22 protein-coding genes and 4 pseudogenes are annotated in these 25,371 nt (G+C 69.9%); 17 read left to right on the forward strand and 9 right to left on the reverse strand.

Annotation, left to right across the window (positions count from 1 at the left end):
* Positions 1 to 3: 3 nt before the first annotated feature.
* Positions 4 to 234 (reverse strand): annotated as a pseudogene (locus E6R60_RS37740) (LuxR C-terminal-related transcriptional regulator); the annotation flags it as partial.
* Between the two features lie 278 nt (positions 235 to 512).
* Here E6R60_RS37740 and E6R60_RS00655 point away from each other — a divergent pair.
* From E6R60_RS00655 to E6R60_RS00695, 9 genes and pseudogenes are all read left to right on the forward strand, one after another.
* The gene (locus E6R60_RS00655; protein WP_136324354.1) at positions 513 to 710 is read left to right on the forward strand and encodes an aroma-sacti cluster domain-containing protein; all 198 of its coding nucleotides are present in this window, start codon (positions 513 to 515) and stop codon (positions 708 to 710) included.
* A gap of 103 nt (positions 711 to 813) precedes the next feature.
* Positions 814 to 2,178 (forward strand): radical SAM protein, encoded by a 1,365-nt coding sequence (locus E6R60_RS00660; RefSeq protein ID WP_136324355.1) that lies wholly within the window; start codon positions 814 to 816, stop codon positions 2,176 to 2,178.
* Positions 2,178 to 2,771 carry a flavoprotein gene (locus E6R60_RS00665; RefSeq protein ID WP_136324356.1) on the forward strand — a complete coding sequence of 198 codons (594 nt, stop codon included), beginning with the start codon at positions 2,178 to 2,180 and terminating at the stop codon, positions 2,769 to 2,771. The genes E6R60_RS00660 and E6R60_RS00665 overlap by 1 nt, the downstream gene beginning before the upstream one ends.
* A 71-nt stretch (positions 2,772 to 2,842) precedes the next feature.
* Positions 2,843 to 4,261 (forward strand): MFS transporter, encoded by a 1,419-nt coding sequence (locus tag E6R60_RS00670; protein ID WP_240802333.1) that lies wholly within the window; start codon positions 2,843 to 2,845, stop codon positions 4,259 to 4,261.
* Entirely contained in the window at positions 4,258 to 6,480 is a 2,223-nt protein-coding gene (locus E6R60_RS00675) for a radical SAM protein (protein ID WP_136324357.1), read from the forward strand. Before E6R60_RS00670 ends, E6R60_RS00675 begins: the two co-directional genes overlap by 4 nt.
* 334 nt (positions 6,481 to 6,814) lie before the next feature.
* A pseudogene (locus E6R60_RS00680) lies at positions 6,815 to 7,108 on the forward strand (transposase); the annotation flags it as partial.
* A gap of 225 nt (positions 7,109 to 7,333) precedes the next feature.
* Positions 7,334 to 7,734, forward strand: a pseudogene (locus tag E6R60_RS00685) (transposase); the annotation flags it as partial.
* Positions 7,735 to 8,358: 624 nt separating this feature from the next.
* Positions 8,359 to 10,392, forward strand: a complete 2,034-nt coding sequence (locus tag E6R60_RS00690) for a PrsW family glutamic-type intramembrane protease (protein ID WP_240802334.1) — start codon at positions 8,359 to 8,361, stop codon at positions 10,390 to 10,392.
* Between the two features lie 23 nt (positions 10,393 to 10,415).
* Positions 10,416 to 10,898: a SitI3 family protein gene (locus E6R60_RS00695; protein ID WP_136324359.1), complete on the forward strand. Its 483-nt coding sequence runs from the start codon at positions 10,416 to 10,418 to the stop codon at positions 10,896 to 10,898.
* Positions 10,899 to 11,155: 257 nt separating this feature from the next.
* Here the strand turns inward: E6R60_RS00695 and E6R60_RS36515 are convergent, their stop codons facing one another.
* Both E6R60_RS36515 and E6R60_RS00705 read right to left on the reverse strand, forming a co-directional pair.
* The gene (locus tag E6R60_RS36515; protein ID WP_168713517.1) at positions 11,156 to 11,716 is read right to left on the reverse strand and encodes a hypothetical protein; all 561 of its coding nucleotides are present in this window, start codon (positions 11,714 to 11,716) and stop codon (positions 11,156 to 11,158) included.
* A gap of 392 nt (positions 11,717 to 12,108) precedes the next feature.
* Positions 12,109 to 12,636 carry a GNAT family N-acetyltransferase gene (locus E6R60_RS00705; protein WP_136324361.1) on the reverse strand — a complete coding sequence of 176 codons (528 nt, stop codon included), beginning with the start codon at positions 12,634 to 12,636 and terminating at the stop codon, positions 12,109 to 12,111.
* A 316-nt stretch (positions 12,637 to 12,952) separates the two neighbouring features.
* Between E6R60_RS00705 and E6R60_RS00710 the strand changes: the two genes are divergently transcribed.
* On the forward strand, positions 12,953 to 14,215 hold the full coding sequence (locus E6R60_RS00710) for an acetyl-CoA C-acetyltransferase (RefSeq protein WP_136324362.1): 1,263 nt from the start codon (positions 12,953 to 12,955) through the stop codon (positions 14,213 to 14,215).
* Between the two features lie 572 nt (positions 14,216 to 14,787).
* Positions 14,788 to 15,162 (forward strand): annotated as a pseudogene (locus tag E6R60_RS37120) (phosphatase PAP2 family protein); the annotation flags it as partial.
* Between the two features lie 42 nt (positions 15,163 to 15,204).
* On the opposite strand, the gene E6R60_RS00720 reads toward E6R60_RS37120, so the two are convergent.
* The 3 genes from E6R60_RS00720 to E6R60_RS00730 form a co-directional block, all read right to left on the reverse strand.
* Complete coding sequence (locus tag E6R60_RS00720) at positions 15,205 to 15,882, reverse strand: response regulator transcription factor (protein ID WP_136324363.1); 678 nt, start codon at positions 15,880 to 15,882, stop codon at positions 15,205 to 15,207.
* Between the two features lie 7 nt (positions 15,883 to 15,889).
* Positions 15,890 to 17,221, reverse strand: a complete 1,332-nt coding sequence (locus E6R60_RS00725) for a sensor histidine kinase (RefSeq protein WP_240802370.1) — start codon at positions 17,219 to 17,221, stop codon at positions 15,890 to 15,892.
* 358 nt (positions 17,222 to 17,579) lie between these two features.
* Positions 17,580 to 18,044, reverse strand: coding sequence for a hypothetical protein (locus E6R60_RS00730; protein WP_136324364.1), 465 nt, complete (start codon positions 18,042 to 18,044; stop codon positions 17,580 to 17,582).
* 330 nt (positions 18,045 to 18,374) lie between these two features.
* Between E6R60_RS00730 and E6R60_RS00735 the strand changes: the two genes are divergently transcribed.
* Positions 18,375 to 19,091, forward strand: coding sequence for a hypothetical protein (locus tag E6R60_RS00735; RefSeq protein ID WP_136324365.1), 717 nt, complete (start codon positions 18,375 to 18,377; stop codon positions 19,089 to 19,091).
* Between the two features lie 32 nt (positions 19,092 to 19,123).
* Here the strand turns inward: E6R60_RS00735 and E6R60_RS00740 are convergent, their stop codons facing one another.
* The 3 genes from E6R60_RS00740 to E6R60_RS00750 form a co-directional block, all read right to left on the reverse strand.
* Positions 19,124 to 19,870 (reverse strand): methyltransferase domain-containing protein, encoded by a 747-nt coding sequence (locus E6R60_RS00740; protein ID WP_136324366.1) that lies wholly within the window; start codon positions 19,868 to 19,870, stop codon positions 19,124 to 19,126.
* Between the two features lie 95 nt (positions 19,871 to 19,965).
* Complete coding sequence (locus E6R60_RS00745; RefSeq protein WP_240802335.1) at positions 19,966 to 21,198, reverse strand: FAD-dependent monooxygenase; 1,233 nt, start codon at positions 21,196 to 21,198, stop codon at positions 19,966 to 19,968.
* An 82-nt stretch (positions 21,199 to 21,280) separates the two neighbouring features.
* A complete protein-coding gene (locus E6R60_RS00750) occupies positions 21,281 to 22,183 on the reverse strand; it encodes a chaplin (RefSeq protein ID WP_240802336.1) in 903 nt (300 codons plus the stop codon).
* 396 nt (positions 22,184 to 22,579) lie between these two features.
* Between E6R60_RS00750 and E6R60_RS00755 the strand changes: the two genes are divergently transcribed.
* From E6R60_RS00755 to E6R60_RS00775, 5 genes are all read left to right on the forward strand, one after another.
* On the forward strand, positions 22,580 to 22,981 hold the full coding sequence (locus E6R60_RS00755; protein WP_136324367.1) for a rodlin: 402 nt from the start codon (positions 22,580 to 22,582) through the stop codon (positions 22,979 to 22,981).
* 336 nt (positions 22,982 to 23,317) lie between these two features.
* Complete coding sequence (locus tag E6R60_RS00760) at positions 23,318 to 23,509, forward strand: chaplin (protein ID WP_276613937.1); 192 nt, start codon at positions 23,318 to 23,320, stop codon at positions 23,507 to 23,509.
* A gap of 447 nt (positions 23,510 to 23,956) precedes the next feature.
* Positions 23,957 to 24,247 carry a hypothetical protein gene (locus tag E6R60_RS00765; RefSeq protein ID WP_136324369.1) on the forward strand — a complete coding sequence of 97 codons (291 nt, stop codon included), beginning with the start codon at positions 23,957 to 23,959 and terminating at the stop codon, positions 24,245 to 24,247.
* Between the two features lie 188 nt (positions 24,248 to 24,435).
* Positions 24,436 to 24,846, forward strand: a complete 411-nt coding sequence (locus E6R60_RS00770) for a rodlin (protein ID WP_136324370.1) — start codon at positions 24,436 to 24,438, stop codon at positions 24,844 to 24,846.
* Between the two features lie 214 nt (positions 24,847 to 25,060).
* Complete coding sequence (locus tag E6R60_RS00775) at positions 25,061 to 25,264, forward strand: hypothetical protein (RefSeq protein ID WP_136324371.1); 204 nt, start codon at positions 25,061 to 25,063, stop codon at positions 25,262 to 25,264.
* Positions 25,265 to 25,371 lie beyond the last annotated feature (107 nt).

Raw genomic sequence — 25,371 nt, forward strand, 5'->3', positions numbered from 1 at the left:
TTCCGTCCGGTTCGACGCGCCCGTTCTCCGAAGCATGTTGCATAAATGGGCCGCCACCGTGTGCGGGCTGATGCAGAGAGCTTTCGCGATATTGCGGTTCGAAGATCCGGCGGCCACGAGCGAAGCGATCAGAATCTCACGCCTGGTCAAACCTCTTACCCCTGATTCGGTATGCGAAGCGTGGGCGTGCAAGCGGCATTCATCACTCACGGGGTCAGAATAGCGGCGGGTCATGTTCCGGACAAGAAGGCGATTTACGCGAACAGTCGATGACGGTTTCAAGTCACCGATCAAGCCACTCGGCCCCTTTGGCGCTTTCCCTATGGCCGGATTCCGCCGGCCGTCGGGGCCGGTCGAGACCGGGCGGTCCCGCCTCGCGCGAGCCGCCCCGGCCGCGGATCCACAGGGGAACGCCGCGGATCCATAGTCGATCGGGGGATAGGAAGCCGGGGGCCACCGGAGCAGCCTTGCCGTTGCACCAGCCAGTGCCCGTCTCCACGAAGGAGTGACACATGTCGCAAGCACCCCTCGAAGCGCTGCGCCGCGCCGGCACCCCGGTCGAGCTGCTGTCCGCGTCCGAGCGTGAGGTCTTCGCCGCCCTGAGCCCCGACGAGGTCGCGGTCCTGGGCTCGATCCAGGACCGGCTGAACGCCGTGTCCGCCGCGGTCGAGGGTCAGCAGTCGGACTCCAACACCAACGTCGTCTGCTGATCCCAGCGCGACGTATGCGGCCGGTCCGGCGGCTTCGGCCGCCGGGCCGGCCGCAGGGACGCGCTCCGCACCGCCGTATGCCCGGACACAGTGGAGGGCTGGGATGGACCAAGTCAGCAAGTACCTGGTGATGAGCGATCACGCATACGCCGACGCCGCGGGCGTGCGCGTGCGGCTCGCGTACAGCACCCGCACCGCGAGCACCATGGCGGTCGACCTCGCCACCGCCCGGGCGCTGGAGACCGGTGAGCCGGCCGCCCTCTCCCCGGCATGGGCCGGCGCACTGCGTGCGGCGGAGGTGCTCGTACCGGCCGGTGAGGACGAGCTGTCCGCCGTACTCGACCGCAACCGGAGTGCCTCGGCGGACCGCTCGGCGGTCCACATCGCCCTGCTGCCGACGTCCTACTGCAACATGGGGTGCGCCTACTGCGGGCAGCAGCACACCCGCGGCGGGCTGTCGCACACCCACCGCAGCCGGGTCCGCGACCGCGTCCTGCGCGCTGTGGCCGCCCCGGAGACCCGCCGGGTGCGCATCGACTGGTTCGGGGCCGAGCCGATGATGGGGTACGCGATCATCCGTGATCTGGCGCCCCGGTTCGTCCGGGCCGCGGCCGAGCGCGGAATCGACTACTCGTCGGTGATCGTCACGAACGGCTCACTGCTCACCCCCGGGAAAATCGACACCCTCATTCGCTCGTGCGGGGTCAGCCATTTCGAGATCACGGTCGACGGGCCACCGGAGATTCACGATGAACACCGGCCGCTGAAAAGTGGCCAGGGCTCCTTCTGGAAAATAGTGCGCACCGTGCGTTCCGTACTCGACGAACCGGATTTACAATCGGCCCATTTCACGTTCCGCACGAACGTGGACGCGCACAACCAGGATGATGTTCCCCGCTATATCGAGCTGATGGCGGAGCTGGGTTTCGCCCACCCCAATGTGTCCTTCTCGATCGTCCCGGTCCACTCGTGGGGGAACGACGTGTCGGCGATCGAGGTGTCTAAGCAGGCCTTCGCGGAGCAGGAGACGCACTGGTTCCGGCTGCTGTCGCAGCACGGCCTCCACGCGCAACTGCTCCCGAACGTGGCGAAGAAGGTCCTCTGCCCCGCCACGACCCTCTCGTCGGAGATCATCAGCAGTACGGGCAACATCTTCTCGTGCAGCGAGTACCCGCTCGTCCCCGAGGCCGAGCAGACCCTCGCGCTGACGCACATCGACCGGGCGGGGCCCGAGCCCGTGCGCCCCGTCGGCCCCTTCGACGGCTGGAACGACGAGATCGAGAAGGGCACGACCTGGTGCAAGGGGTGCGTGTTCATGCCGACCTGCGGCGGGTCCTGCCCGAAGGCGTGGCAGGAAGGCCATCCGCCCTGCCCCGGCTACAAGTTCAACTTCCAGGACCGGCTGGACCTCGTAGCTTCCCAGTGCGGTCTGAACCCCGTGCCCGGTGAGGCCTCCGGGGTCCGGTGATGACGGATTCCCCCGGGGCCGGCGCCCCGCGCCGCCTGCTCTTCGGGGTGTGCGGGTCCGGGAACGTGCTCGCGCTGCCGCAGTACCTCATGGCCCTGCGGACCGGCCTCGGCGTCGACGTCGACATCCGCATGGTCATGACGCGGTCCGCGGCCGCGCTCGTACCGGCCGCGACGATGCGGCTGCTGTGCCCGGAGGTGTACTGCGACGGCGAGGACGAACTGACGACCGGTCATGTCGCCCCGGCCGTATGGGCGGAGCGGTTCGTCGTGCTTCCCGCCACGGCCAACATGCTCGGTCAGGCAGCGCACGGACTCGCCTCCGGGCTGCTCAGCTCGGCGCTGCTGGCCCATGAGCGCCCGGTGCTGTTCTTCCCCAGCATGAACCGCCTGATGTGGGAGCGGCCGGCGGTGCGCCGCAATGTGGCCCAGCTGCGGGCGGACGGGCACGCCGTCGTGGACCCGGTGCCGGCCCCCGCCTGGCAGGTCGCCGCCCAGGACGTCCAGAAGAACCTCGGTCTGCCGCCGCCCGCCACCGTGACCGCGGTGATCAGCGAGTTCCTGCACATGCCCGTCGGGCCGCTCGGCGGCTGAGTGCCGGGAGGGGCGGCGCGGGCAGGGCGGGACAGGACGGGACGCCACCATCAGCGGATGCAGGAGGAGACGTGGCACCAGCCGGACAGAGGATGCGTGCGGTACTGGCGAGCGGACCGATGTCGGTGCGCGGCTTCCGGCTGCTGCTCGCCGGACAGCTCTCGTCGACGGTCGGCGACTACTGCTACGCGGTCGCGCTGCCCTGGCTGATCCTGTCCGGCGACGGCGGCCCGGTCCTGCTCGGCACGGTCCTGGCCTGCTACGGCATCCCCCGGGTCGTCACCATCCCGCTGGGCGGGGTGGTGGCCGACCGGATCGGCGGCCGGCGGGTGATGCTGATCGCCGACCTGGTGCGCGCCGTGGCCGTCGGCATCCTGGCGGTGGTGGCCTCCACGGGGACGCCGACGCTGGCCCAGCTGGCCCCCATCGCGGTGATCCTGGGCGCCTGTTCCGGCATGTTCATCCCCGCGTCCTACACTCTCCTGCCCGCCTTGCTGACCAAGGAGGACCTGGGCCGGGGCAACGCCCTCTCCACGATGGTCAACCAGGTCGGCGGTCTCGTCGGGCCGACCGCCGGCGGCGCCCTGGTGGCGGCCTTCGGGGCAGGTCCGGCGCTCACGGTCGACGCCATGTCCTTCCTGGTGTCGGCGGTGGTGCTCGCCCGGATGAGCACCCGCGCGGACACGGCGGACGAGGAATCGCAGGCGCGGGCCGGGACGACCGGGCAGGACGGCGACGACGGCGGAGACGGCACGGGCGGCACCGGAACGGACACGTCCCGCAAGCCGTCCTTCGTCGAACTCCTGCGTCACGGACGGCTGTTGCACGTCGTCCTCGTGGTGGCCCTGGTATGCAACCTGGCCTTCAGCGGCACGATCGAGGTGGCGCTGCCCGAACTGGCACACCAGGGCATGGGCGCCACCGGCTACGGAGTCCTGCTGACCTGTCTCAGCCTGGGCGGTCTGGCCGGCTCCGTGCTCGCCGCCCGCAGCCGGCCGGTGGACTCGCCCGCCTATCTGTTCGCCGCGCTCGCGGTGGTCATGGGCGTGGCCCTGGGAGCCGTCCCGTACGCCGGAGGCCTGGTCGGCGCCGCGGTGTGCGTCTGTGTCTACTCGATCGCCAGCGGCTGGCAGAACATCGTCGTGGTGACGATGCTTCAGGTGTGGGCCCCGCCGGCGCTGATCGGCCGGGTCATGAGCCTGGTGATGCTGGCCGTGATGGGCACCTTCCCGGTCTCCGTCGCCGTGGCCGGCTTCGGGGTCCGCCACCTCGGGGCGGCGCCGTTCTTCCCGGTGGCGGGCGCGGCCATCGCCCTCGCTGTACTGGGCGCGCTCACGCAGAAGGCGTTCCGCGACCACCGCTCGGGTACCGAGTACGCGCCGCAGGCCCGCCCCGCGTCGCCGGATCCGGCCGAGGGGTCGGTACCCGACGCGCCGGCCGTCCGTTCCACGTATCCACGGCAGGACAACAGTCAGGAGTCACAGCGATGAGCGTGTTCGTTCCGTTGGGCATGCCGTGGTCCGCGCAGGAGGCGGACCGCGCGCGGAAGCCGGGGCGGGGGCGGGAGCCGGGGCGGGCCGCCGGCAACACCGCGTACCTGCTGGTCAATCCACCGGTGACCGACCCGACGACCGCCTACCACTCGATCCCGTACCTCGTAGGCGCCGCCAGGGAGGCCGGCCACACCACGTACGGCTGCGTGGACGCCAACCTCGACGCCTTCGAATACCTCGCCGATCCCGGGCGCTTCGGCGCGTCGCTCGCATCCGCCCGCCGGACCCGCGCCGAGATCGAGGGGAGGTCCGGGGCTCCTCGCCGCCACGACGAGATCCGCTACCGGCAGGCCCTGGCCGCCGAGGGTCTGACCGACACGTCCGCGCGCGACGCGATCGGTGTTTTCAAGGATCCCGAGCTCTTCTACCACCCCCCGACCTACGCCCAGGCGGTGGCGGTGATGAGCCGGTGGTGGAACCTGCTCGCCCTGGAGATGCCGCCCGGCTCGGCGGACGGTTTCTCGATGCGGGTGAAGTCCACCGTCAACCTGTGCAGTACGGCGGACCTGTCGGACCCGGCGGCGGTAGCGGCCGTCGCCCGCCCCTTCGAAGGGTACTTCGCCGACGAGTTCGTCCCGAGGCTGCGGACGCGGCCCTGGGCGATGGTGGGACTCTCGGTCAACTACACCAGCCAACTGCCCGTTGCCCTGCGGATGGCACGCCTGATCAGGACCGTGCTGCCCGACACGGTGATCGTCTTCGGCGGCACCGAGGTCGGTGACGTGGTCAAGTACGCGACGGACCCGGCGGCGCCCTGGCAGGTCTTCCAGGACGCCGACCTGATCGTCCCCGGCGAGGGCGAGTCGGCGCTCGTCGGGATCCTCGACGCGATCGGGGACGGCGCGGTCAGGGGCGGCGCCGGCTTCGACGGCATCGGCGGGGTGATGACACGGTCCCGGCCGGCCCCCGACATCGCGTACGGCAGCGTGGCGGCGCTCGCGACTCCCGCGTACGACGTGTGGGACTGGGAGCGTTACTGGGCGCCCGAGCCGGTGATCCTCTACAGCCCCACCCGGGGCTGCTACTGGAACAAGTGCACCTTCTGCGACTACGGCCTGAACACCGACCGGCCGACCTCCCCCTCACGCGAACGTCCCGTGCCCGCCGTGCTGGAGGACCTCCGGGAAGCCGGCCGCTTCGGCAGGACCCTGTACTTCGCCGTGGACGCCATGTCCCCCCGCTACCTGCGCACACTCGCCGCAGCCCTCGCCGAATCGTCCCTGGACCTCCGGTGGTCCGCGGAGCTCCGTCTGGAGCGCACCTTCCCCGAGCGCGCCGTGGGTGAACTCCTCGCGGCCTCCGGCTGCGTCGCGGTCTCCTTCGGCTACGAGTCCGGCACCCAGCGGGTCCTCGACCTGATCGACAAGGGTGTCAAGATCGACCTGGTGCCGGACGTCCTGGCGGAGCTGGCGCGCAACGGCATCGCGGCGCAGATGATGGGATTCACCGGCTTCCCCACCGAGACCAGGGAGGAGGCGCTGGCGACGTACGAGTTCCTGCAGGACCACGAGAAGCTCTGGACCACCTCGGGCATCGGGGTGTTCTCCCTCACGCCCGGTTCGATCGTGGCCAAGGACCCCGGCAGGTTCGGCGTCGAGCTGATGCCGCCGTCCGCCTCCGACGACATCCGGCGTTACGTGCCCTGGCGGGACGTGTCCTCGGGGGAGGTGCACTGGCCGGTCCCGGAGGACCCCCGGATCCCGCGGGAGTACATCGTGAGCAACCGCAAGGTGAGCTTCGACCGGCCGTTCGTGGGAGGTATCGACTCCGCGCACAGCCTGCTGTACTTCGCGCGCTTCGGCCGGGGGCTGCTGCCGGAGGCGCCGCCGGAGGGGACCCGGCGCGAAGAGGAGCCGCGGGTCCGCCTGGTCCAGGAGCCGGTGGTGAGCATTCCGTTCGCCTCCGTCGACGAACTGACCGGCGTCGACGACCTGATGGCGGAGGTGGGACGCAGGAGCAGGGAGCACCTGGACACGACGTCCGCCGCGTACGGGGACTGGCTGGGCGGCGCCGGCACGGCCCGCCACGGTTCCTGCGGGGTCCTGGTCCTCGCCCACGGAGAGCTCGTCGAGGTGCCCGCCGGTGTGGACTTCGGCGCGGACAACGCCATGACCCGCGCCCTTCGCCTCATGCTCGCGACCCAGGCCCGTATCTGACGGCTTCCGCCCGGCCGAAGACAGCCGTGGGGCCGTTCCGGATTCGTCCGAAGCGGCCCCGAGGGCGCCGGCGCCCTCGGGGCGGGTCCCCCGTTACCTTTTTCGTGGCCCCGAATTGGGGCTTCCGGCCTCCGGGCCCGGCATGACTGTGTCCCCCTGTCGTACGCATGATCCGGGGGGTGGTGTCACCGGGCACCGGAGGCACCGGTAGACCGCTGATTAGGGGCACGACCGCCGACCCGGCGACGGGCACGGCAGGCCTTCGTCACGTGGATGCCGGCATCTGGTGCCGTAGGTGAGGCCGGGGACACGAGCGCGTTAGCGGAGGCTGTTGGTGATCGAGATCGGTGAGGTGGCCGTCTTCCTCGGCCTGTACGTCGGCAAGGGCGAACACCACGGGCGGGGCCTGACCCCGGCCGGCAAGACCGTCTTCGACAAGCGGCTACCCAACAGCGAACCCAAGCTGCGGGCCCTGTTCGACAAGCTGAGCGCGAAGTACGACACCGTGCTGGTGGTCGTCGACCAGCCCGCCAACATCGGCGCTCTGCCGCTGGCTGTCGCCCGCGACGCGGGCTGCCTGGTCGCCTACCTGCCCGGGCTGACCATGCGCCGCATCGCTGACCTCTACTCGGGCTAGGGCGTGTTTCGAAAGTCCCGCCTGCTCGGCGACGTCTGGCACTTCCCCGAGCTCTCGGCTTCGCTCGAGCAGGGGAGACCCCATTGCTCGCCGCGTTGTCGGGGTCGCCCTGATACAGCCAGTATCGGGGCGCCCCTCCTCCTTGCGATCGCACGCACCAGACGCCGCCGAGCCCGCCCTCCGGGCGGACGGCGCTACTTTCGAAACACGCCCTAGGCCAAGACCGACGCCCGCGACGCGTTCATCATCGCCGACGCCGCCCGCACCATGCCCCACACCCTGCGCGCCCTGGCCGCCACCGACGAGACCATCGCCGAGCTCGACATGCGCGCCGGATACGACGACGACCTCGGCGGCGAAGTCACCCGCACCGCCAACCGGCTGCGCGGCCTACTCACCCAGATCCACCCCTCGCTGGAACGGGTCCTGGGCCCGCGCATCCAGCACCCGGCGTACTCACCATCCTGGAGCGATACGGCTCCCCGGCCCTGATCCGCAAGGCCGGACGCCGCCTGATCACCCTGATCCGGCCCGAGGCACCGAGAATGGCCGAGCGGCTGATCGAGGACATCTTCACCGCCCTCGACGAGCAGACCGTCGTCGTCGCGGGCACCGGCGCGGCCGCCACCGCGGACCGGTGCGACCGAGATGTGGAGACGGATCGGTGACACCGCGGTACACGAGGCAGGGACTGTCGCCACCTCGGCCTGCCCGTTCTGTCAGCAGGCGACTTGCTCCGACGTCGCACCAGCGAAGCCTGACGCCGTCAGACTGCCCCCGAACCCTGCCTGCCGCTGCCCGCACCATGGCCGCCAGCAAGCGCTCGCATGCCCCCAGGAGCGCACCACCCCGGCCTCCGCATGGCCGCAGCCCGGGAGCCGGGCGTCCAGGAGCAGCGAGTGCTCCGCACACCATGCAACTTACCGCCTGAAGTTGCTTTAACAGCGCTACGGCAGCGACCGCGTGAGATCGAGTGGACCACCGCCGCATGCGAGAACAGGGCCCCTCCATATCGAGCAGCGCTACCCGTCACCAGCACTACGGCCACCACCGACGAATTTGCGCCGAGGACTGTCGCGGCTTCATTCGAACACCTATCATAGCGTTCGCATTTGCGAAGCTGATGTGGTTCACGGGCTTGGGGGCCGGAAGTGACGTTGGTTATGGCGTGCGCAGCCGTGTGGGGCGTACTGCAGCTGTTCCTCCTGTCGTGGCCGACCCGTTCGGTTCGGCTCTCAACAGTGCTGCTCGCGCTCATGGTCGGGGTGTACGCCTGCGGGGTGGCAACGGCGTTGCTCCAACTCGCGTACACGCGCGTCTACGCGCACCAATCCGGCCACCCGCTGGTGGAGGTGGTGAACTCCACCAGCTACACGGTTGCGCCCTGGGTCGAGGAACTCATCAAGATATCCCCGCTGTTGCTGGTCGGCCTCAGTTTCAAAGCGAGACAGCAATGGGGGCTGACGGACTTCGTGGTGCTGGGCGCAGCACTCGGTGGAGGATTCGGGCTGCTGGAGTCGGTTCTCCGCTTCGGCCTGGACGCGAACCGCGCGATCGCGGGCGCTGATGGCGGCTGGATCATCCCCGACAGCCTCAGCCCACCCTACGTACCTGGTCCGAGCCAGGTTTTCACAGCCTGGCTGCCCGCTCCGTTCGGCCAGTCAACCCTTGTCGGCCCCCCGGCGGCAGAGACCTTCTCACACTTGGTGTGGTCGGCCGTGGCCGGCCTGGGAGTTGGCCTGCTGTGGCGGACACGGGGTTGGGTGCGACTGCTGGCCTTGCTCCCCATCGCAGCCGCCTCGGCCCACCACGCGCTGAACAACTATGTTGCACAGGACTCCACCGGCCAAGCCGGGCAGTGGTTGGAGACACTGGACGCGCGGGTATGGGCTGCGCCCCTGGTATGTCTGGGCATCGCGATGGCCGTCGACCTGCACCACATACACCGCGGCAAACACGCCATGCCCGGCGTGCTGCTGGCCACCGAACGAGCCGACGGCGACGGCATGGCCGCACTGTTGCGCTACGCCGCCTGGAACTTCCCGTGGAGTCTGCTGATCGCGCTGCGCTACGTCAGGCTGCGCCGTTCCCTGCTCTACGCCGGCGCTCTCGCCCCGTCCTCCGAAACCGAACCGTTGCGCCGCGCCGTGGCCGGGATCACCGCGCAGATGGATGTCTCCGATCGTCAAGATGCCTGGCGAGCCGATGCGATACGTGCCCAGCTCGGGGCGGCACGGCGCAACACCGCCCGGCGCAAGTGGCTCATGCTGATCCCCTGGGTACTGATGCTCCCTGCGCTTCTCTTCCTCGGCATCGGTTCGTTCACCTCCACCGCCAAGGTTCAGCACTTCTTCGCCACAGGCCCCGGCCCGAAGATACTCATGAGCTTTGGAGTCGCGGCCCTCGCCTGGATCGCCTGGCAACTGATCGGCCTGATCCGCACCTGGGGGGCTGCGTCGGCTCAGATTCTCGGCGAGTTGCTGATCGTTCACCGTTTCCGTGTAGGCACCGCGCTGGGAACGGCCACCGCGGGCACATTGCTTCTCTCGCGCGGACTGGGCGACGCGGGCCCGGAGGGCAAGGCGATATCCACCTTCCACCTGCTCGACGCACTCGGCACTTTCGCTGTGTACCTGGGCTTCGCGCTCATACTGCTGTCGCTCCTCGCCCTGTTCCCGCCCGGTGGCCTGGCGTTCGCAGCCGGCGGGGCGGCGGCCGGAGTATCGGTCGGCGCGATCACGGCCGAAGCCGCCGTCAACGCCGCCCTTCTCGGCACCGCCGGGATCGCGCTGATGACGGCAGGTGCGGGATTCGAGGGTGGAGAGAGCACCTCCGGCCCCGAGCGGACGCTGCCTGATCGCGCCTCCGAGCCGAATGCCAAGCCGCAGGGGAATCCGGAAGGCATCCCCAAGAACGCGGACGGTGAGACCAGGCGTGCGATCACACGTCAGAACGAGGCGGCCGACAAGTTGGCTCAGAAGGGGTACGACGTCGAGCACGGGCCTCAGATCCCGGGCAGCAGGAACCCTGACTACAAGATCAACGGCAAGGTCTTTGACTGCTATGCACCCAGTGGAGGAAACGCCCGCAACATCGCATCCGAGATGGGGAAGAAGGTCAAAAATGATCAGGCGGACCGTATCGTACTGAACTTGAGCGACAGCGCCGTCGACCTGGCCAAGATGAGAGCCCAGTTGCACGACTGGCCAACCCCGGGGCTGAAGGAAGTCATCTCGATCGACAAGTACGGCAACATCCTGCATCTCTTCCCCTAGCGCTCCGAAAAGGGACCAGCAGCATGAGCATTTCCTACAACCTCGACATGGCGACCGAGCAGACTGCTTCGCAGGTCGCCCATGCACTCTGCGACGTCGCACGAACCGCTGGACTGTTCGACGAGTCCATTGCCCCTGATCTGGTCCTCAATGACGGTGCGTTGACAACGAAGGGCACGTGGATCCGCGTCGGCAAGGAGACACCGCAGCCGTGGAATCCCGTCATCACCGATCTCGGGTTCACCCCCACGGTCGGGGTGCGGTTCCAACTCGGCAGGTCCAGCGACTACCCGGACCAACAGGACGACATGGTCCGCCTGGTCTCCGGACTGCTGGACCGCACGCCGGGCGACGCTGTACTGAACTTCCAGTCCGAAACCATCTGGCTGCTGCGTCGGGGTTCTGATGTGAGCCTCAACGAGCGGGACGAACTGTGGCCACCTCGACGCCTGGCCGCAGTCTCCCAGCCCTACCGGCGCGCGACCTACGAATTCTCTCAGGAATGATCCGCGCGTCGCTGTCGTGTGAAGCCTTCGGCATTCCGCGGTCACCGGCCTGTGCTGCCCCTCCTCCGAAACTACCCACCGGCCTTCGGCACGAGGCGTGGCGGAAGCTCTCTTGGCGGGTTCCCGTACGCGGCATAATCGCGTTCCTGCTCCCGGCACCAGACCTTCAACAGCGCCTCATCGGTCTGCGGAACAGCAAGACCCGCCGCCATGAGGATGTCGCGGAAGAAGGACACCGGCCCCCCCATCCGCCCCCGTCACCAGCGCGGAAAGCAGCGGGACATCTGCCGTGACACCGCGATGAGCCAGTGGCGGGCACCGTGCCCCGTCCCACCCGTGTCCAGCACATGGATCGGAATCGTCCCGCCCCGTACGGCGACGCCCACGAGCTGCTGCGTGATCCGTTCCACAGCGTTCACCTCGACCGGTACGAGCTGCTCAGTCGGCGGATCCGCATGCGCGGCCTTCGTCTTCTGCCGGTCCTGCGCTTCCTTGAGCAGCCGCGCCTCTTCCTTCTTCGCAGCGCGACGCCGCTGTTCCACCTCCCTCATGTCGGCTTGTGCCACGTTCAGCGCGCCCCTGAGGGACCGAACGTGGTAGGCGGCACTCTCGCGCGCCACGTTCCGCCCTTGCGACGGGACACCCGCCGCATCGCGATGGGCGAGCCAGGACTGCGCGTCCCTCACTACCTTCCGGGCCTTCTTCCTGGCCGGGCCGTCCAGACCTGCGAGAACGTCCGTGACCTCTCGTGCGAGCTCACGCAGACGCTTCACGGTCAGGCTGTCGGCCGCGGTCGTCCTGACCACGTACTTGGCCACGGTCTCCGAACGATCGGACGGGCGCCGATCCGCTCCGCGCCACGCCTCGTCCGCCCTTGCCGAGCGGTGCACTACCGGTGCTTCCGGCTTCAACGAGTAGCGCGGAGGCATAGTCCGCGGCGGTGTTCCGTGGGCGGCGAACGCCCGCTGCGACTCGGCGGCGGCCCAGCGTTTGATCTGGGTGGAATCTGCCGCGTACCGCACCCCGAGCCGGGAAAGCACCTTGGACAGGTACGGGAGTGGAGCATCGGCCTCGCGGATGAGGGCGGAAAGAATCGGCACGTCCTCGCGCAGCGGAGCGTCCACCTGGACAAGCAGCTCGCACCTCTCGGCCTCCGAGTGCCGCCGCGGCCTCCGGCCGTACGGTCACCAAGTGCAAGGCAAACCGACCTCTACAAGGAGGAACCTTCCACATGCGGCAGGTGCACTGCGCCGCCCGTCGGATCCGCCTTGCCCAACTCCAACTCCCCGACCTTCTGATCCCCGCTCATCTCTCCGGTCAGCCGGAACCCCAGCCCCAGATAAAACCCCTCGGGGCCGTCCTCGCCCGGGTGCCAGGTGGTGGTCAGGCGGGTGCCGCCGCGGCGGCCAATTTCAGCGGCCACAGACTCGACCGCGAAGCGGCCATAGCCGCGGCCCTGTTCGCCGACCGCGATGTTAAGCCGCCACAGGCCCGAGCGGATGTCGGCGCCCCTGCCGTCGCCCGCGAAGTCGATGTCGAGGAAAGCCATGAGGAAACCGACTGGCCGCTCGCCGTCGAAGATGATGCGGGGCCAAGCGATGCCTGGGTACACGTACGCCTCAGCGAGGGACTTCACGACCGGCGCGACCAGGCGCTCCTGATCAGGGCGAACCTTCAGGCCGATCGCGACATCGAAGTTGGCGGCAGTGACCGTTTCCAGGCGGAGCGTGTTCGTCATGCGAGCACCGTAGGCCAGCGGATCAAGTGGTTTTCTTGGCGTCGCACACCTCCCGCAGACGACGACACCGCCAGCCTCCTCCCGGCTCCATGCCGTGGTCCACGAAGCACGACCACCACGGCGACCGACCCTTGACGAAAGAGATAGGGGCACCCCCCCCGCGACGGAAGCGAGGTCACGGCAGCGGACCGGGGCGCATTGAGACGCCATGCGTCTTGGATCAGGGGGAACTGGATATTGGACCTACTCAGTGGTCGGGTGCGAGGGTCGTGACACACCCTTGTCTCCCCCCGTCCACTCCCGGAAAGGTCCCGCTGTGACCGACCAGAACGACGTCGTGATCTGCGAACCGCTGCGCACCCCCATCGGCCGCTTCGGCGGGGCCTTCGCCGGGCAGACGCCGGCCTCCCTCGCCGCCCGTGTCATCGCCGAGGTCGTCGCCCGTACGGGAATCGACCCCGACCGGGTCGACGAGGTGATCCTCGGGCACGCCTACCCGTCCTCCGACGCCCCCGCCATCGGCCGGGTCGCCGCCCTGGACGCCGGACTCCCGCAGTCCGTCACCGGCCTCCAGACCGACCGCCGCTGCGGCTCCGGGCTCCAGGCCGTCCTCGACGCGGCGATGCAGGTCAGGGCCGGGTTCAGCGAGGTGGTGATCGCCGGAGGCGTCGACGTGATGAGCGCCGCCCCGTACTACACCCACGACGGCCGCTGGGGCATCAAGGGCCCCGGACTCCAGCTCCACGACTCGCTGGCCCGCGGCCGCGTCACCGCGGGCGGCGTCAACCACCCGGTGCCCGGCGGCATGATCGAGACGGCGGAGAACCTCCGCCGCGCGTACGCCATCAGCCGCGCCGACCAGGACGCCCTGGCCCTGCGCTCCCAGCAGCGCGCCGGCCGCGCCATGGCCGAGGGGCGGTACGCGGCGGAGACCGTCCCCGTCACCGTGAAGACCCTCCCCCACTCTCGGCTGCGCTCGAGCGGGGGGACCCCCATGGGCGAGACGGTGGTCACCGCCGACGAACACCCCCGCCCCGACACCACCGCCGAACAGCTCGCCGCGCTCCGCCCGATCCTGGGCAAGTCCGACCCCGAGGCCACGGTCACCGCGGGCAACGCCAGCGGCCAGAACGACGCGGCGGCCGCCTGCCTGGTGACCAGCGCCGCCACCGCGGAGCGCCTCGGGCTCACCCCGCTGGTGCGCCTGGTCTCCTTCGCCCGCGCGGGCGTGCCCGCCGCCACGATGGGCATCGGCCCCGTCCCCGCCACCCGCACCGCGCTCGCCCGCGCCGGGCTCACCCTCGCCGACCTCGACCTGATCGAGCTCAACGAGGCCTTCGCGGCCCAGGTGCTGGCCTGTACCCGCGAACTGGGCCTCGGCGAGCGGGACCACGAGGAGCGGATCAACGTCAACGGCTCCGGCGTCTCCCTCGGCCACCCCGTCGGCGCCACCGGCGCCCGCATCCTCGCCACCCTCACCCGCGAACTGCACCGCCGCGAGGCCCGCTACGGCCTGGAGACCATGTGCATCGGAGGCGGTCAGGGCCTCGCCGCGGTCTTCGAACGCATCGCTGTCTGAGACCCGAAGATGCCGTCGGCCACGGCGCGCCGGGCTCACCGTCCTTCGTGAGGAGCGTTGTGGATTTCCGGCCCGGCGCCGAGACCGGGCGGGCGTGCAACACGGCGCCGGAACCAGGCCGACCTGCTCTCCTGAGCGGCCGTGGATCCGTTACGGCCGGGCCGGTAGCCCCCTACGCGCGTGAGGACGAGGTGTGCGGGGTGACGCGGCACGAAGGCGTCCGTAGCTGTCAACCCTGACGATCGTCGAGGTCCGGTGTTGCCATTCGGCTCGGGTTCTCGGCTCTTCCCGCTTCTACGTTCGGGGTCATGGAACAAGAACCGCGAAGGAAAGTCCGAGCCGGTGGGCTGCTCGGCGCGTTAGCCGTCCTGGGCTCGGGAGCAGGGGTTGTCACTTGGCTGTCCCCCGGCGGGCTGGGTGAGATGAGTGCTGTCGAGGTCACGGGTGGAGCTTCGGCGTCCGCGTACCGGTCGGTGACCGGGGCGGTGGCGGACGCACCGTCATGGCTGGGCCCGCTCCTGGAAGCGGCCGGCGAGGGCACTCTTGTGATTCTCGGAATGTTGCTGGTCTGGATGGGGTGGACGGCAATCCGCCGCGAAGACGCACGGGGGATTGCCGGATCCCTGCTGATCGGCCTCGGCACTGTCGTGGCCTATGCGGTGAGCGAAGCGGTGAAGCTCGTGGTGGACGAGGAGCGTCCATGCCGTGCGTTACGCACAGCCGCCGAACCCGTCGCGGAATGCCCCGGAGTGGGGGACTGGTCGTTCCCGAGCAACCACGCCACCCTGGCCGCCGGGTTGGCCGTCGGTCTCGCCGTGCTGCGGCCCCGCCTCGCCGCGATCACGCTGCCGCTGGCCGGGGCCGCTGCACTGCTGCGCGTGCTGGTGGGGGTCCATTACCCGCACGACGTGCTCGCCGGCGCGACGCTCGGCGGCGCGGTCGTGGCTGCCGTGCTGCTCGCGTTCATGCCCGTTGCCCAGTTGGCTGCATCACGGCTGGGCACAAGGCGGAACGGTCCCGGCCTCGTGGGCTACGACCGCGGCAGCGGCCCGGTTGTCCACGCCCAGCCTCGCCAGGATGGAACTCACGTGGGCTTTGACCGTTCCCTCCACCACATGGAGCCGCCGGGCGATCTGCCCGTTGGACAGGCCGCCTCCGAGAAGGGCCAGGACCTCCCTCTCCCGGGCGGTGAGGGCGGCGACCCGGTCGCGGGCGGCGGAGCGCCGACCGGCCAGGGTGCCCGCGCCCGTCGCGGCGAGGTGGGCGATGACCCGGGCCGCGACTTTCGGTGACAGGTAGGCGGCGCCTTCGGCCACCGCACGGACTCCGGTGATCAGTTCCTCGGGCTCGCCCGACTTGATCAGGAAGCCCGCCGCACCACCGCCGAGCGCCTTGAGGATGTAATCGTCCTCCCCGAAGGTCGTCAGCATGATGATGCTCGTGGTCGGCACCGTGTTGCGGATCTCCGCGGCGGCGTCGATGCCGTTGATCCCCGGCATGCGGATATCGAGTACAGCCACCGCGGGACGATGGCGCCGGACCATCTCCACGGCGTCGTGCCCGTCGACGGCTTCGGCGACGACTTCGATGTCCGCATCCGTGGCGAGAACCGCGCGTACCCCTGCGCGGATCATCGGCTCGTCGTCTGCGATCAGCACCCGGATCATCGGACGCTCACGGCGTGATCGTGTCCAAGGACACCAAGATGTCCTTCCGGAAGCAGAGCCGGTAGGCGTCGCCGGACCGGTCGTCGAACCGGTCGGCCGTCATCGCGTAGTACTCGCACGTTATGCCGTCTCCCGTCGGCTCGGCGGTCAGCGGTCGAGGGTTCGCCTGCCGGTCCGGCAGATGACGCTCCACCTCGGAACGATCTTGCCCTACACGCAGGCGGGCATAGTCGCGTGGGTCCAAAACCGACTGTGACGCCGCCAGCATCTCCCCTCCGATGAGAGCTCCGCTCAGCAGAGCTCCCGTCACAAGGGGCAGCATGACGGCGGCGGCCAGGGTCCGGCCGACCCGGCGCCGAGCACGGCGATGTTCCTGCGGCAGCTCGTCACCGGAGGAGGCGGAGGGCGCGAGCGGCAGGGGTGGCGAGGGTGTGTGCGGGATACGCGCGACGACCGCGTAGCCTCCGTCGCGCGGGCCGTGGCCGAACGAACCGCCGGTCAACCGCATACGTTCTTCGAGACCGATCAGGCCACGTCCTCCACTCCCGGGCCGGGGCCGCTGGTTGGCCGCAGACGAGGGCGGACCGTTCTCCACCACGACCCTTGTCTCCGCTGCCGTATGCGTCACATGGACCGTCACGGCCGCACCGGACGCGTGCTTGGCAACGTTGGTCAGAGCTTCCTGTACGACCCGGTGAGCCGTCTGTCTGACCACGGGCGGCGGGTCGTCCGCCTCACCGTCGATGCGCAGCTCCACCTTGAGACCGGCCGCGGAAGCCTCGGAGCTCAGGGTCGCAAGGCTGGAGTCGTTGGCATCCATGGGCGTTGTACCGGTCTCCTCACGCAGAACACCGATCACCTCCCCGAGACGCTCCACCGCGGCTGCGGCTCTGGCTCGGATGTCTCCCGCGGCGTTTCGGTGGTGTTCTTCGAGGCCCGGTGCGAGTTTGAGCGCGCCGGCCGACAGGGCGATCAGGCTGAGGTCATGGCCGAGCACGTCATGCATGTCCTGGGCAATACGCGCCCTCTCGCGCAGCCGGGCTTGATCGGCGATCAGCTGCTGTTCGCGCTGCAGCTGATCGGCACGCTCCCACCCGGCCCGGACAAGCTGCTGATACTGGCACCAGAACCGACCCGCGAACCAGGGCAGCATCATGGCGGCAACGATCACAGTCACCAACCGGCCGGCGAGAGGGAGCCACGCAGGAACGACGGACAGCGCCACCACACCGACCGCGAGAGTCCCGGCCAGGGCCAGCGCCGTCGGCGTGGTCCGCCCAGGCCGTCGCCCTGTCAGGAACGCGGCTATGCCAGTCGGGACGACCCACCACAGGTTCATCACGCTCAGACCCGCAGCCACCGCCGTCGCCGCGGTGAAGATGATCCGAGGATCACATGCCCGCCGTAACACAGCGGTGCCCGTCGCAGGGTCACCGTCGATCATGTCCACGGAGGTGACGGTACGGACATCGGGCGCCCTCCGATACTGCCGAAAGTCCAACTTCTGGGCCAGTGAACGGCGAACGCCGACGCGTCCCCAGCCCTGTACCGTGCGTGCCGGCGCAAGGACCGCTCAGACGTGTGGATTCGGCGGACCGTGTGCGAGACCGTGCTCCCGCGCCGGCCCACGGTGGCTGTGCGCTACGAGGCGCCTGCACTGGTCGCCGCGATCAACGAGGCGCTGTGAGCCTGCGACGTCAGGCCAGGCTGCGGCGTGCCAGGGCGAGAAACTCCGCCTTGAACGGCTCGAGGCGCTCGGACAGGTTCCCCTCGTCACGCTCCTGCCAGACCGCTTGATTGAGGGCGCGGGCGTAGGCGGTCGTCGGTGAGTGAAGGCCAGGAGCACACAGCAACTCGATGCTCTTCTCCGCTATGCGAAGACCGTCCATCGCGGGCCGGGCCGTCAGATACCAGTCATCACCCACCTCCCACCGAGGCGGGCGGGCATGCGCCACGCCCTCGGCCTCCAGCGCGCACCGGATGAACTCCTGCACGGTCCTGATCTGCTCGGTACGACGCTCCTGCGCCCACGCCGCAGCCCGTCTTCGTTCTTCAGCCCGGTCGGCCGTCCGCTGCGTCGTGCGCTGCGTCAGATACGTCAACGCCCCGCCTACAACCACACCGGCCATCGAAATCACTGGGGTCCACAGGTCTCCTGCCACGGCCGACTAGTACCAGGACCTGCCCACCGACCGCTACCGATCTTGCGAGAGAGGCACGCCTGCCCAGGTACCGACCCGCTCCAGGACACGCTTCCGGTACACGCCCTGGCCCGATCACGATTTCGGCGGCAAGATCATGAACGGTGCCGGCATCCCGGGCGGCCTGGCGTTCGTCCGGGAAGACCGGAAGGCGCTGGAGCGCGGCTGCGACGTGTCGTCGTCTCCTGCGGCCCCCGCCGACCGCCTGACCGTCGCGGCCTGCCAAGGTGGGCCGCGAACCGCACGAAACGAACACGCACCGCACCGCACCGCACCGCGCAAAGGAACACCATGGGCAGACAACGCATCACCGTCTGTCTGCCGCCCGTCGGCCCCGATGGGCTGAAGCAGGCGATCGGGCAGGCCATGGCCCCCTTCTGGTACGACCGTGAGGACCGCCCCCACCCGGACTGGGTGGGGGAGTGGAGCTACTGGTTCGTCTCCGGGGCGGGCTGCCTCTTCGACGTGCTGCCCGGTCACGAGGGCGACCCCCGGTTGGTGCGGTACGACGACTGGACCGATACCCCCGAGGACCTGCCGCCCTCCCGATGCCACGGCGGCCCGCGCGCCCTCCTCGACCTGGACACGCCCCGCGCCGCCGAGGCCCGCCGGGCGGGCGCCACGTGGACGGCGTACCACGCCTTCGCCGACCGCTACCCACCCGCGCTGCCCTTCCACCACTTCGCCGAGCGGGCGAGGACCCTGGAGCCCGAACACGCCAGGGAGGCGGCCCTGGCGTCCTTCCGCGCACAGCCCCTGATCCAGGCGATCGAGGCGGACCCCGCCCTGGAGGAGAGGTTCGGCTCCGACCCGGTCCTCCACTTCGACGAGGACCGGGAGACCTACGTGGCCCGCCATGTGGCCGCCGTGCTCCCCACCCCCGCCCTGCTCACCCTGGACGGGCGCTGGGTGGAGGGCGGGGGCCCCGACCACTCACGGATGTTCCACGCCTGTCTGGACGGCCTGCCCGGGGACACCATGGTCGTGCGGGTCCTCTACCACGCGTGACGGACCGGCGCCGGGCCCGTCGCCTTCCGGGATCAGCGCTTCCTCAGGGCGAACACGCCCCATCCCAGGTACTCGCGCTGGTAACGGACGTGCAGCGCGGGTGCGGCGGCCAGCTCCGCGCGCATCTCACCGGCCAGCTCGTCGTCGGGGTTCGCGTCGAGCCAGCGGCGGATGCTGAGCCACTGCGCGGCGACGTACCGGTCCCAGCCCCGCTGGTCGGCGAGCACCATCTCCACCACGTCCCAGCCCAGCTCACCGAAGTGTTCGAGCAGCTCGGGCAGCGCGAAGAAGTCGTCCCGGGCCGTGGCGTGACACGCCTCGACGGCTTTCAGGTCCGGCGGCTCCCGGCGCCAGTACGGCTCACCGATCAGCAGCAGACCGCCCGGCCGCACCGAGCGCTCCAGCAGCCCGACCGTGCCGGCCACGCCGCCGCCGATCCAGGTGGCGCCGAGGCACGCGGCCAGGTCGACGGGTTCCGGCGCGATGTGCCCGGACGCGTCACCGTGCACGAAGGCGACCCGGTCCGCCACGCCCAGCTCCGCCGCCCGTTCACCGGCGGCGGCGAGGAAGACGGTGCTGATGTCGACCCCGGTCCCCGTCGCGCCGTGGTCGCGCGCCCAGGTGCAGAGCAACTCGCCGCTGCCGCAGGCGAGATCGAGAATCCGGGTCCCCGGAGCCAGGCGCAGGGCCCGGCCCAGGGCGGCCAGGTCCTCTTCGGTGAACGGGTTGTGTACGCGATGGCCGCTCTCGCGAATGGTGAAGGCACGGGGAAGGTCCACGCGGGGAAGCTAGGCCGCCCCGGCACCGCTGTCCACCGAATTACCTGCCCTTCCGGCGGGACGCACCGGCCGACCGGCCACGGCCCCTCTCGTCGTCACCGCTCCGCACCCCCGTACAGATAGCTCGCCGCGCCGTCCAGCGTGGCCCGGCTCCACTCCGCCACCTCGACGGGGCCCATAGCCGCCCAGTCCGGGGTCCGTTCGACCATCGCCTGCCCCAGTCTGCGGCCCAGGGCGACCAACCGGGCGCCCTCGTCCGACCGCTCGTCGGCGTACCGGCGCAGCGCCTCGGCCGCGGACGACGAGGCGCGCAGGGCCCGCTCCAGACAGAGCGCGTCCTGGAGCGCCTTGGTCGCGCCGCTCGCGGTGTGCGGGCGGGTGATGCTCGCCGCGTCGCCGGCCAGCAGGAAGGGCGGCTCCGCGACCCGGGGCACATGGAAGTCGGCGACGTCGTGGCACGCCAGGGAGGTGTGCACGCCCCGGCCGACGACGTCGGCCCAGTCCGCGGGGAAATGCTCCTCGGCGACGCGCCGCACGTACTCCTCGCGCCCGGCGGTCCACGACGGCGGCGGAGGCGGGCCGTAGAGGGCGTAGGCCAGCAGCCGGGACCCCTCGACGGCCCCCGGGATCAGGTAGAAGACGCCGTGCCCGCCCTGGAACCCCAGGGTGATCCAGGCAGTCCGCACCAGTTCCCCCAGGTGCGGGTGGGCCGCGAGCACGTCGAGCGGGAGAGTGCCGCGCCACACCACGTACCGTGCCGGAACCGGTCGCACCTGTGGCGCGACGGCCGCCCGGGTGACGGACCGCGGCCCGTCCGCCCCGACGACGATGTCGTACCGCGCCTCCGACTCCGCCGTCCGGATCACCGCGCCGCCCGACGGATGGCGCAGCACTTCCGTGACGGGGCGGCCCCGGTGGTACGTCACGCCGTCGGCGCGGGCACGCAGCGTGCGCCACAGCAGCCCCCAATGACAGGGCGTCACCGCGGCTGGCTGCCGTGCCAGTTCGCGTGCGGTGCGCTGCCCCGGCTCCCCGGTGAGCCAGACCCGTGACGGGACCGGCGCCGTCGGCATGCCGGCGTCCAGATAGCCGGCCCCGACCAGCTCCGCGTGGAGCGGAGGCGGGACGACGATGCCGAAGCCCCGGTCCTCCAGCGCCCCGTCGCTTCGTTCGTACACCGTGACGTCGGCCCCGGACCTGACCGCCGCGATCGCCAGGGCGCAGCCGGCGACGCTCCCGCCGACCACCCCGACGCGAAGTCCCGCTCCCGTCACGTCCGCCACCGCCTTCTCCGGTTGGTGCCCGGCAACCATCTTGACGTCCGGCACGGGCACCGGCCTGCGAAACCATGAAGGTCCGGCCGGACAGCTGCTCGCTGTCCGGCCGGACCTCATCGTGAACGGGGCTACATCACTTCTGCGAGGCGCGGCTGCGGCGCATCAGCAGACCGCCACCGAGCACCAGGGCGGCGCTGGCGCCACCCGCGATGCCCAGGTTGTCGTTGGTACCGGTGTGCGCCATCTGCGGCGGCTTGTGGTGCTTGGACGGCGTGTGGTGCCAGGTGTGCGTCGGCGGGTGGTGCGGGTGCCAGGTGTGGGTCGGCGGGTTGTGCGTGGGCGGGTTGTGGTGCGGGGGGTGCGTGGGCGGGTTGTGGTGCGGCGGGTGGTGCGGGGGGTGGGACGGCGGGTTGTGCGGGGGGTGGGTCGGCGGGTTGTGGTGGTGGCTGGGCGGGCAGTTGTGGTCGTGGTGGTGCTTCGGCGGCTTCGGCGGCTTGTGCGGCTTCGGCGGGTGGTGGGGGTGCCCGGGCTGGCAGGCGCAGTCGTGGTCGTGGTGGTGCTTCGGCGGCTTGTGGTGGTGCGGGGGCTTCGGGGGCTCGACCGCACCCGACTCGTTCTCGCACTCGTTGCCGGCCGCGGGGTTCAGCGCGCCGATCACGTTCACCGTGTTGCCGCAGACGTTGACCGGAACGTCGACCGGGACCTGGACCAGGTTGCCCGAGAGCACGCCGGGGGAGTTGGCGGCGACACCGTGGGCGTCCGCGCCCTGGGCGTGACCGGCCTCCGAGCCGCCGCCCTCGTTCTCGCACTCGTTGCCGAACGCGGGGTTCAGCGCGCCGACCACGTTCACCGTGTTGCCGCACACGTTGACCGGGACGTGCACAGGCACCTGCACGGCGTTGCCCGAACCGACACCGGGCGAGCCGATCGCGGCACCGTCGGCCGCGGCGTCGGCGAACGCGTAACCGCCGGAGGCGGTCAGGATGCCTGACGCCGCCGCCATGACGAGCACGCTTTTACTCAAGGCTTTTCGCATGGTTGCCCCTTCTTAGGACATTCGCGCGGGCGGTATGGACCCGCAATTCATTCATCAGCCGGTGCGGAACCGGCGGGCCTGCCGGTTCAGCTGGGTGGGCGTCCCGTCGGGCGAGCCTGACGACACCCCTAACGACGCCGAAGCGAGGGAGAAACGTGGAACCAGTGAAAATCCTGTGATCACTCGGACGGGCTACGCGTATGTGTTCGCCCGGATGCGGGCGATCGATATACGCGTATGCGTGCACCTACGGTTCTGTCCCCATGGTGCTCGACCGCCTTTCGTACGGGCGTCCGCACACTCCCGGCATTCGAGTGAATAGTGATAACCAAACGTCCGGAAGCCAGTTGGTCAGTGCGCTCCGGTACGGGGCATCCAGTACGAGAAGGGTTCATCGTGATCAAGAAGGTCCTGGCTACGGGAGCCGTCGCCGCCTCCATCCTCGGTCTCGGCGCTACGCAGGCGATGGCCATCGGCGACGCCGGCGGCACGACCTCCATCAACGGCAACGGTGCCTCTCAGTCCTTCGGCAACGCCGAGACGCACGGCGACGGCAGCCCGCAGTTCGGCCTGGTCCAGGGTTCGCTGAACAAGCCCTGCGTCGGCCTGCCGCTCAAGGCCAACGTCGGTTCGCTGATCGGCCTCATCCCGATCGCGGTCCAGGACGTCAACGTCCTGTCGTCGCCGCAGAACCAGCAGTGCACCGAGAACTCCACGCAGGCCAAGGGCGACGAGCCGCTGTCGCACATCCTGTCCGGCATCCCGGTTCTCTCCGGCAACGGCGCCGGCAACAGCTGATCGAGTTGCCCACAGGCCCGGGCCGTCGGCGTTTCCCGTCCGGCGGCCCGGGCCTGCTGCTGCCTTCCCCGGTTCTCCCGAGCGACAAGAAGCGACGGACGACCGCGACGGTGACAGTCCGTGACCGCGACTGCGTCATTCGGGCGGATTCCGAAGAATCTTCCTGATAAGGAGTTTCGCTTACCGTCTGAAATCGTTACGAATCACAGCGGCGGAGTTACGAGTGATCAGGACTGCGCTCGTGCGGCACGAAATTCGTGGCCGCTCCGGACTCCGTCGAAGAAAGGGATGAAAGTGAAGTACACCAAGATCGCCGCCGTCGCCGCCGGAACCCTCATGGCGATGGGTGCTGCCGCCCCGGCCTTCGCCGACTCCGGCGCCGAGGGTGCGGCCGTGCACTCCCCGGGCGTCCTGTCCGGCAACGTCGTCCAGGTCCCGATCCACATCCCGGTGAACCTCTGTGGCAACACCGTGAACGTCATCGGGCTGCTGAACCCGGCCTTCGGCAACACCTGCGCCAACGTCTGATCCACGTGCGCCGAATTCGTTCGGCGCCGGACGGCCCCGGATCGCATGCTCTGCGATCCGGGGCTTTCCTCTTTTCTGCGTCCGTCCCGGGAGTGCGCGGCCCTCCTCGATGCGGCGGAACGGCCGAAGCGATTCCACCGGCCCGGGGCGCGGTGCGCCGGCGGCTGGGGGCGGACATCCGGGCGGGCGCGCGGGACGGATTACCCACAGTGCATCACCGAATGGCGTCCGGTGTCCTCCCCCGTACCCGAATCAGTGATTAGTCATGCAATCTGCAGAGACCTCGGGGAGGGGGAAAGCGGTCCGGAGAAAAACGGGACCACCCAGTTGCCCGGCCGCAATCGGATCGTTACCCAGAGAGAAAGCGGCAGAAGTCACAGCTAAAGAAGGCTGGTGCGGCGCGGGGACGCGACCGAAACGGATGCCGCTGCAGAAGGGAACCCGAAAGTGAAGTACGCGAAGACAGCTGCGTTCGTCGCCGGTTCCGTGGTTGCTCTCGGAACGGCTGCTCCCGCCTTCGCCGTTACCAACGCCACGGCCCCCACCTTCAGCCTCGACGGCGGTGTCAACCAGGTGGTGGCCGCGGCCCCGCAGGCCGTCGACCCGGTCGTCGACACCGTGGGCGGCGCCGCCGAATCGCTGCAGAAGGACGGCACCGTCACCAAGGTCGCCGACCAGGCCACCGGCGCGGTGAAGGGCGCAGCCCCGCTCATGGGCGGCCTCCCGGTCGGCGGCTGATCCGTCCCCACGACGGCGGTTCCCGCCTCTCTCCGAGGCGCGCGCCTCGCTCCGGTGACGCGTACTTCGTGACCGCACGGACCGCGGAAACACCGTTCGAGTGAAGCGCCACAACCATTTCCGCCACCGCGAGTTGATCAGGTCGCTCCGGACAGGCGGGCAACAGAAAACCCCAGAAGGGCTATTTCATGATCAAGAAGATTATGGCCTCGGCGGCCGTCGCCGCTTCGATCGTCGGCGTCTCCGCCGCGGTCGCGCCGTCGGCGATGGCCATCGGCGACGCCGGCGGCACCACGTCGGTCAACGGCAACGGCGCGGTCCAGTCCTACGGCAACTCCGCCACCCACGGTGACTGGAGCCCGCAGTTCGCGCTCATCCAGGGCTCGCTCAACAAGCCCTGCATCGCCCTGCCGGCCAAGGCCAACGTCGGTTCGCTGATCGGTGCCATCCCGATCGCGGTCCAGGACATCAACGTCCTGTCGTCGCCGCAGAACCAGCAGTGCACCGAGAACTCCACCCAGGCCAAGGGTGACGAGGCGCTGTCGCACATCCTGTCCGGCATCCCCATCCTGTCCGGCAACGGCGTCGCCAACGACTAGTCGTTCCCGAGGCGCCTTCCGAGGCGCCGCGGTTCCTGGACCACGCGTGGGGCCGACCCGTCCTCGTGGCAGCCGGACTTCCGGCCGCCCGGACGAGTCGGCCCCACGTCGTGTGCCCGGCGTGCGGCCGGATGCTGCCCCGAAAGGACGGGGCGCTGGGCCGGTTGCCGTAGTGGTGGCGGACGCGCATCGCCGTACCGGGTAAGGGCCCTTCATGGACCAGTACGACAGTCAGCGACGGCGGGACCCGCACCGGTACCCGCAGGACGGCACACCGATCTACGACCGCCTCCTCGCCGAGTGGCAGGCGGCGGCGCGCCGCGAAGCCGCTCCGCCGGATGGTGCGGAGCCCGGAACGCCGTGCGTGGGCGGCCTCCTCCCCGGGGCGCGCGTCTCCGGTGAGGGTGCACGGGGTTGACGCCGGGACGTCGAACTTATTCCGGATGCAACCCATTTGAGTGGAACCGCGGAACCGAAGCCTCCGTAAGAGGTTGATCAGTACGTTCCAGAACGGAACGCTCCGAA

The sequence above is a fragment of the Streptomyces sp. A0642 genome (assembly GCF_004795105.1).
GTDB lineage: Bacteria > Actinomycetota > Actinomycetes > Streptomycetales > Streptomycetaceae > Streptomyces.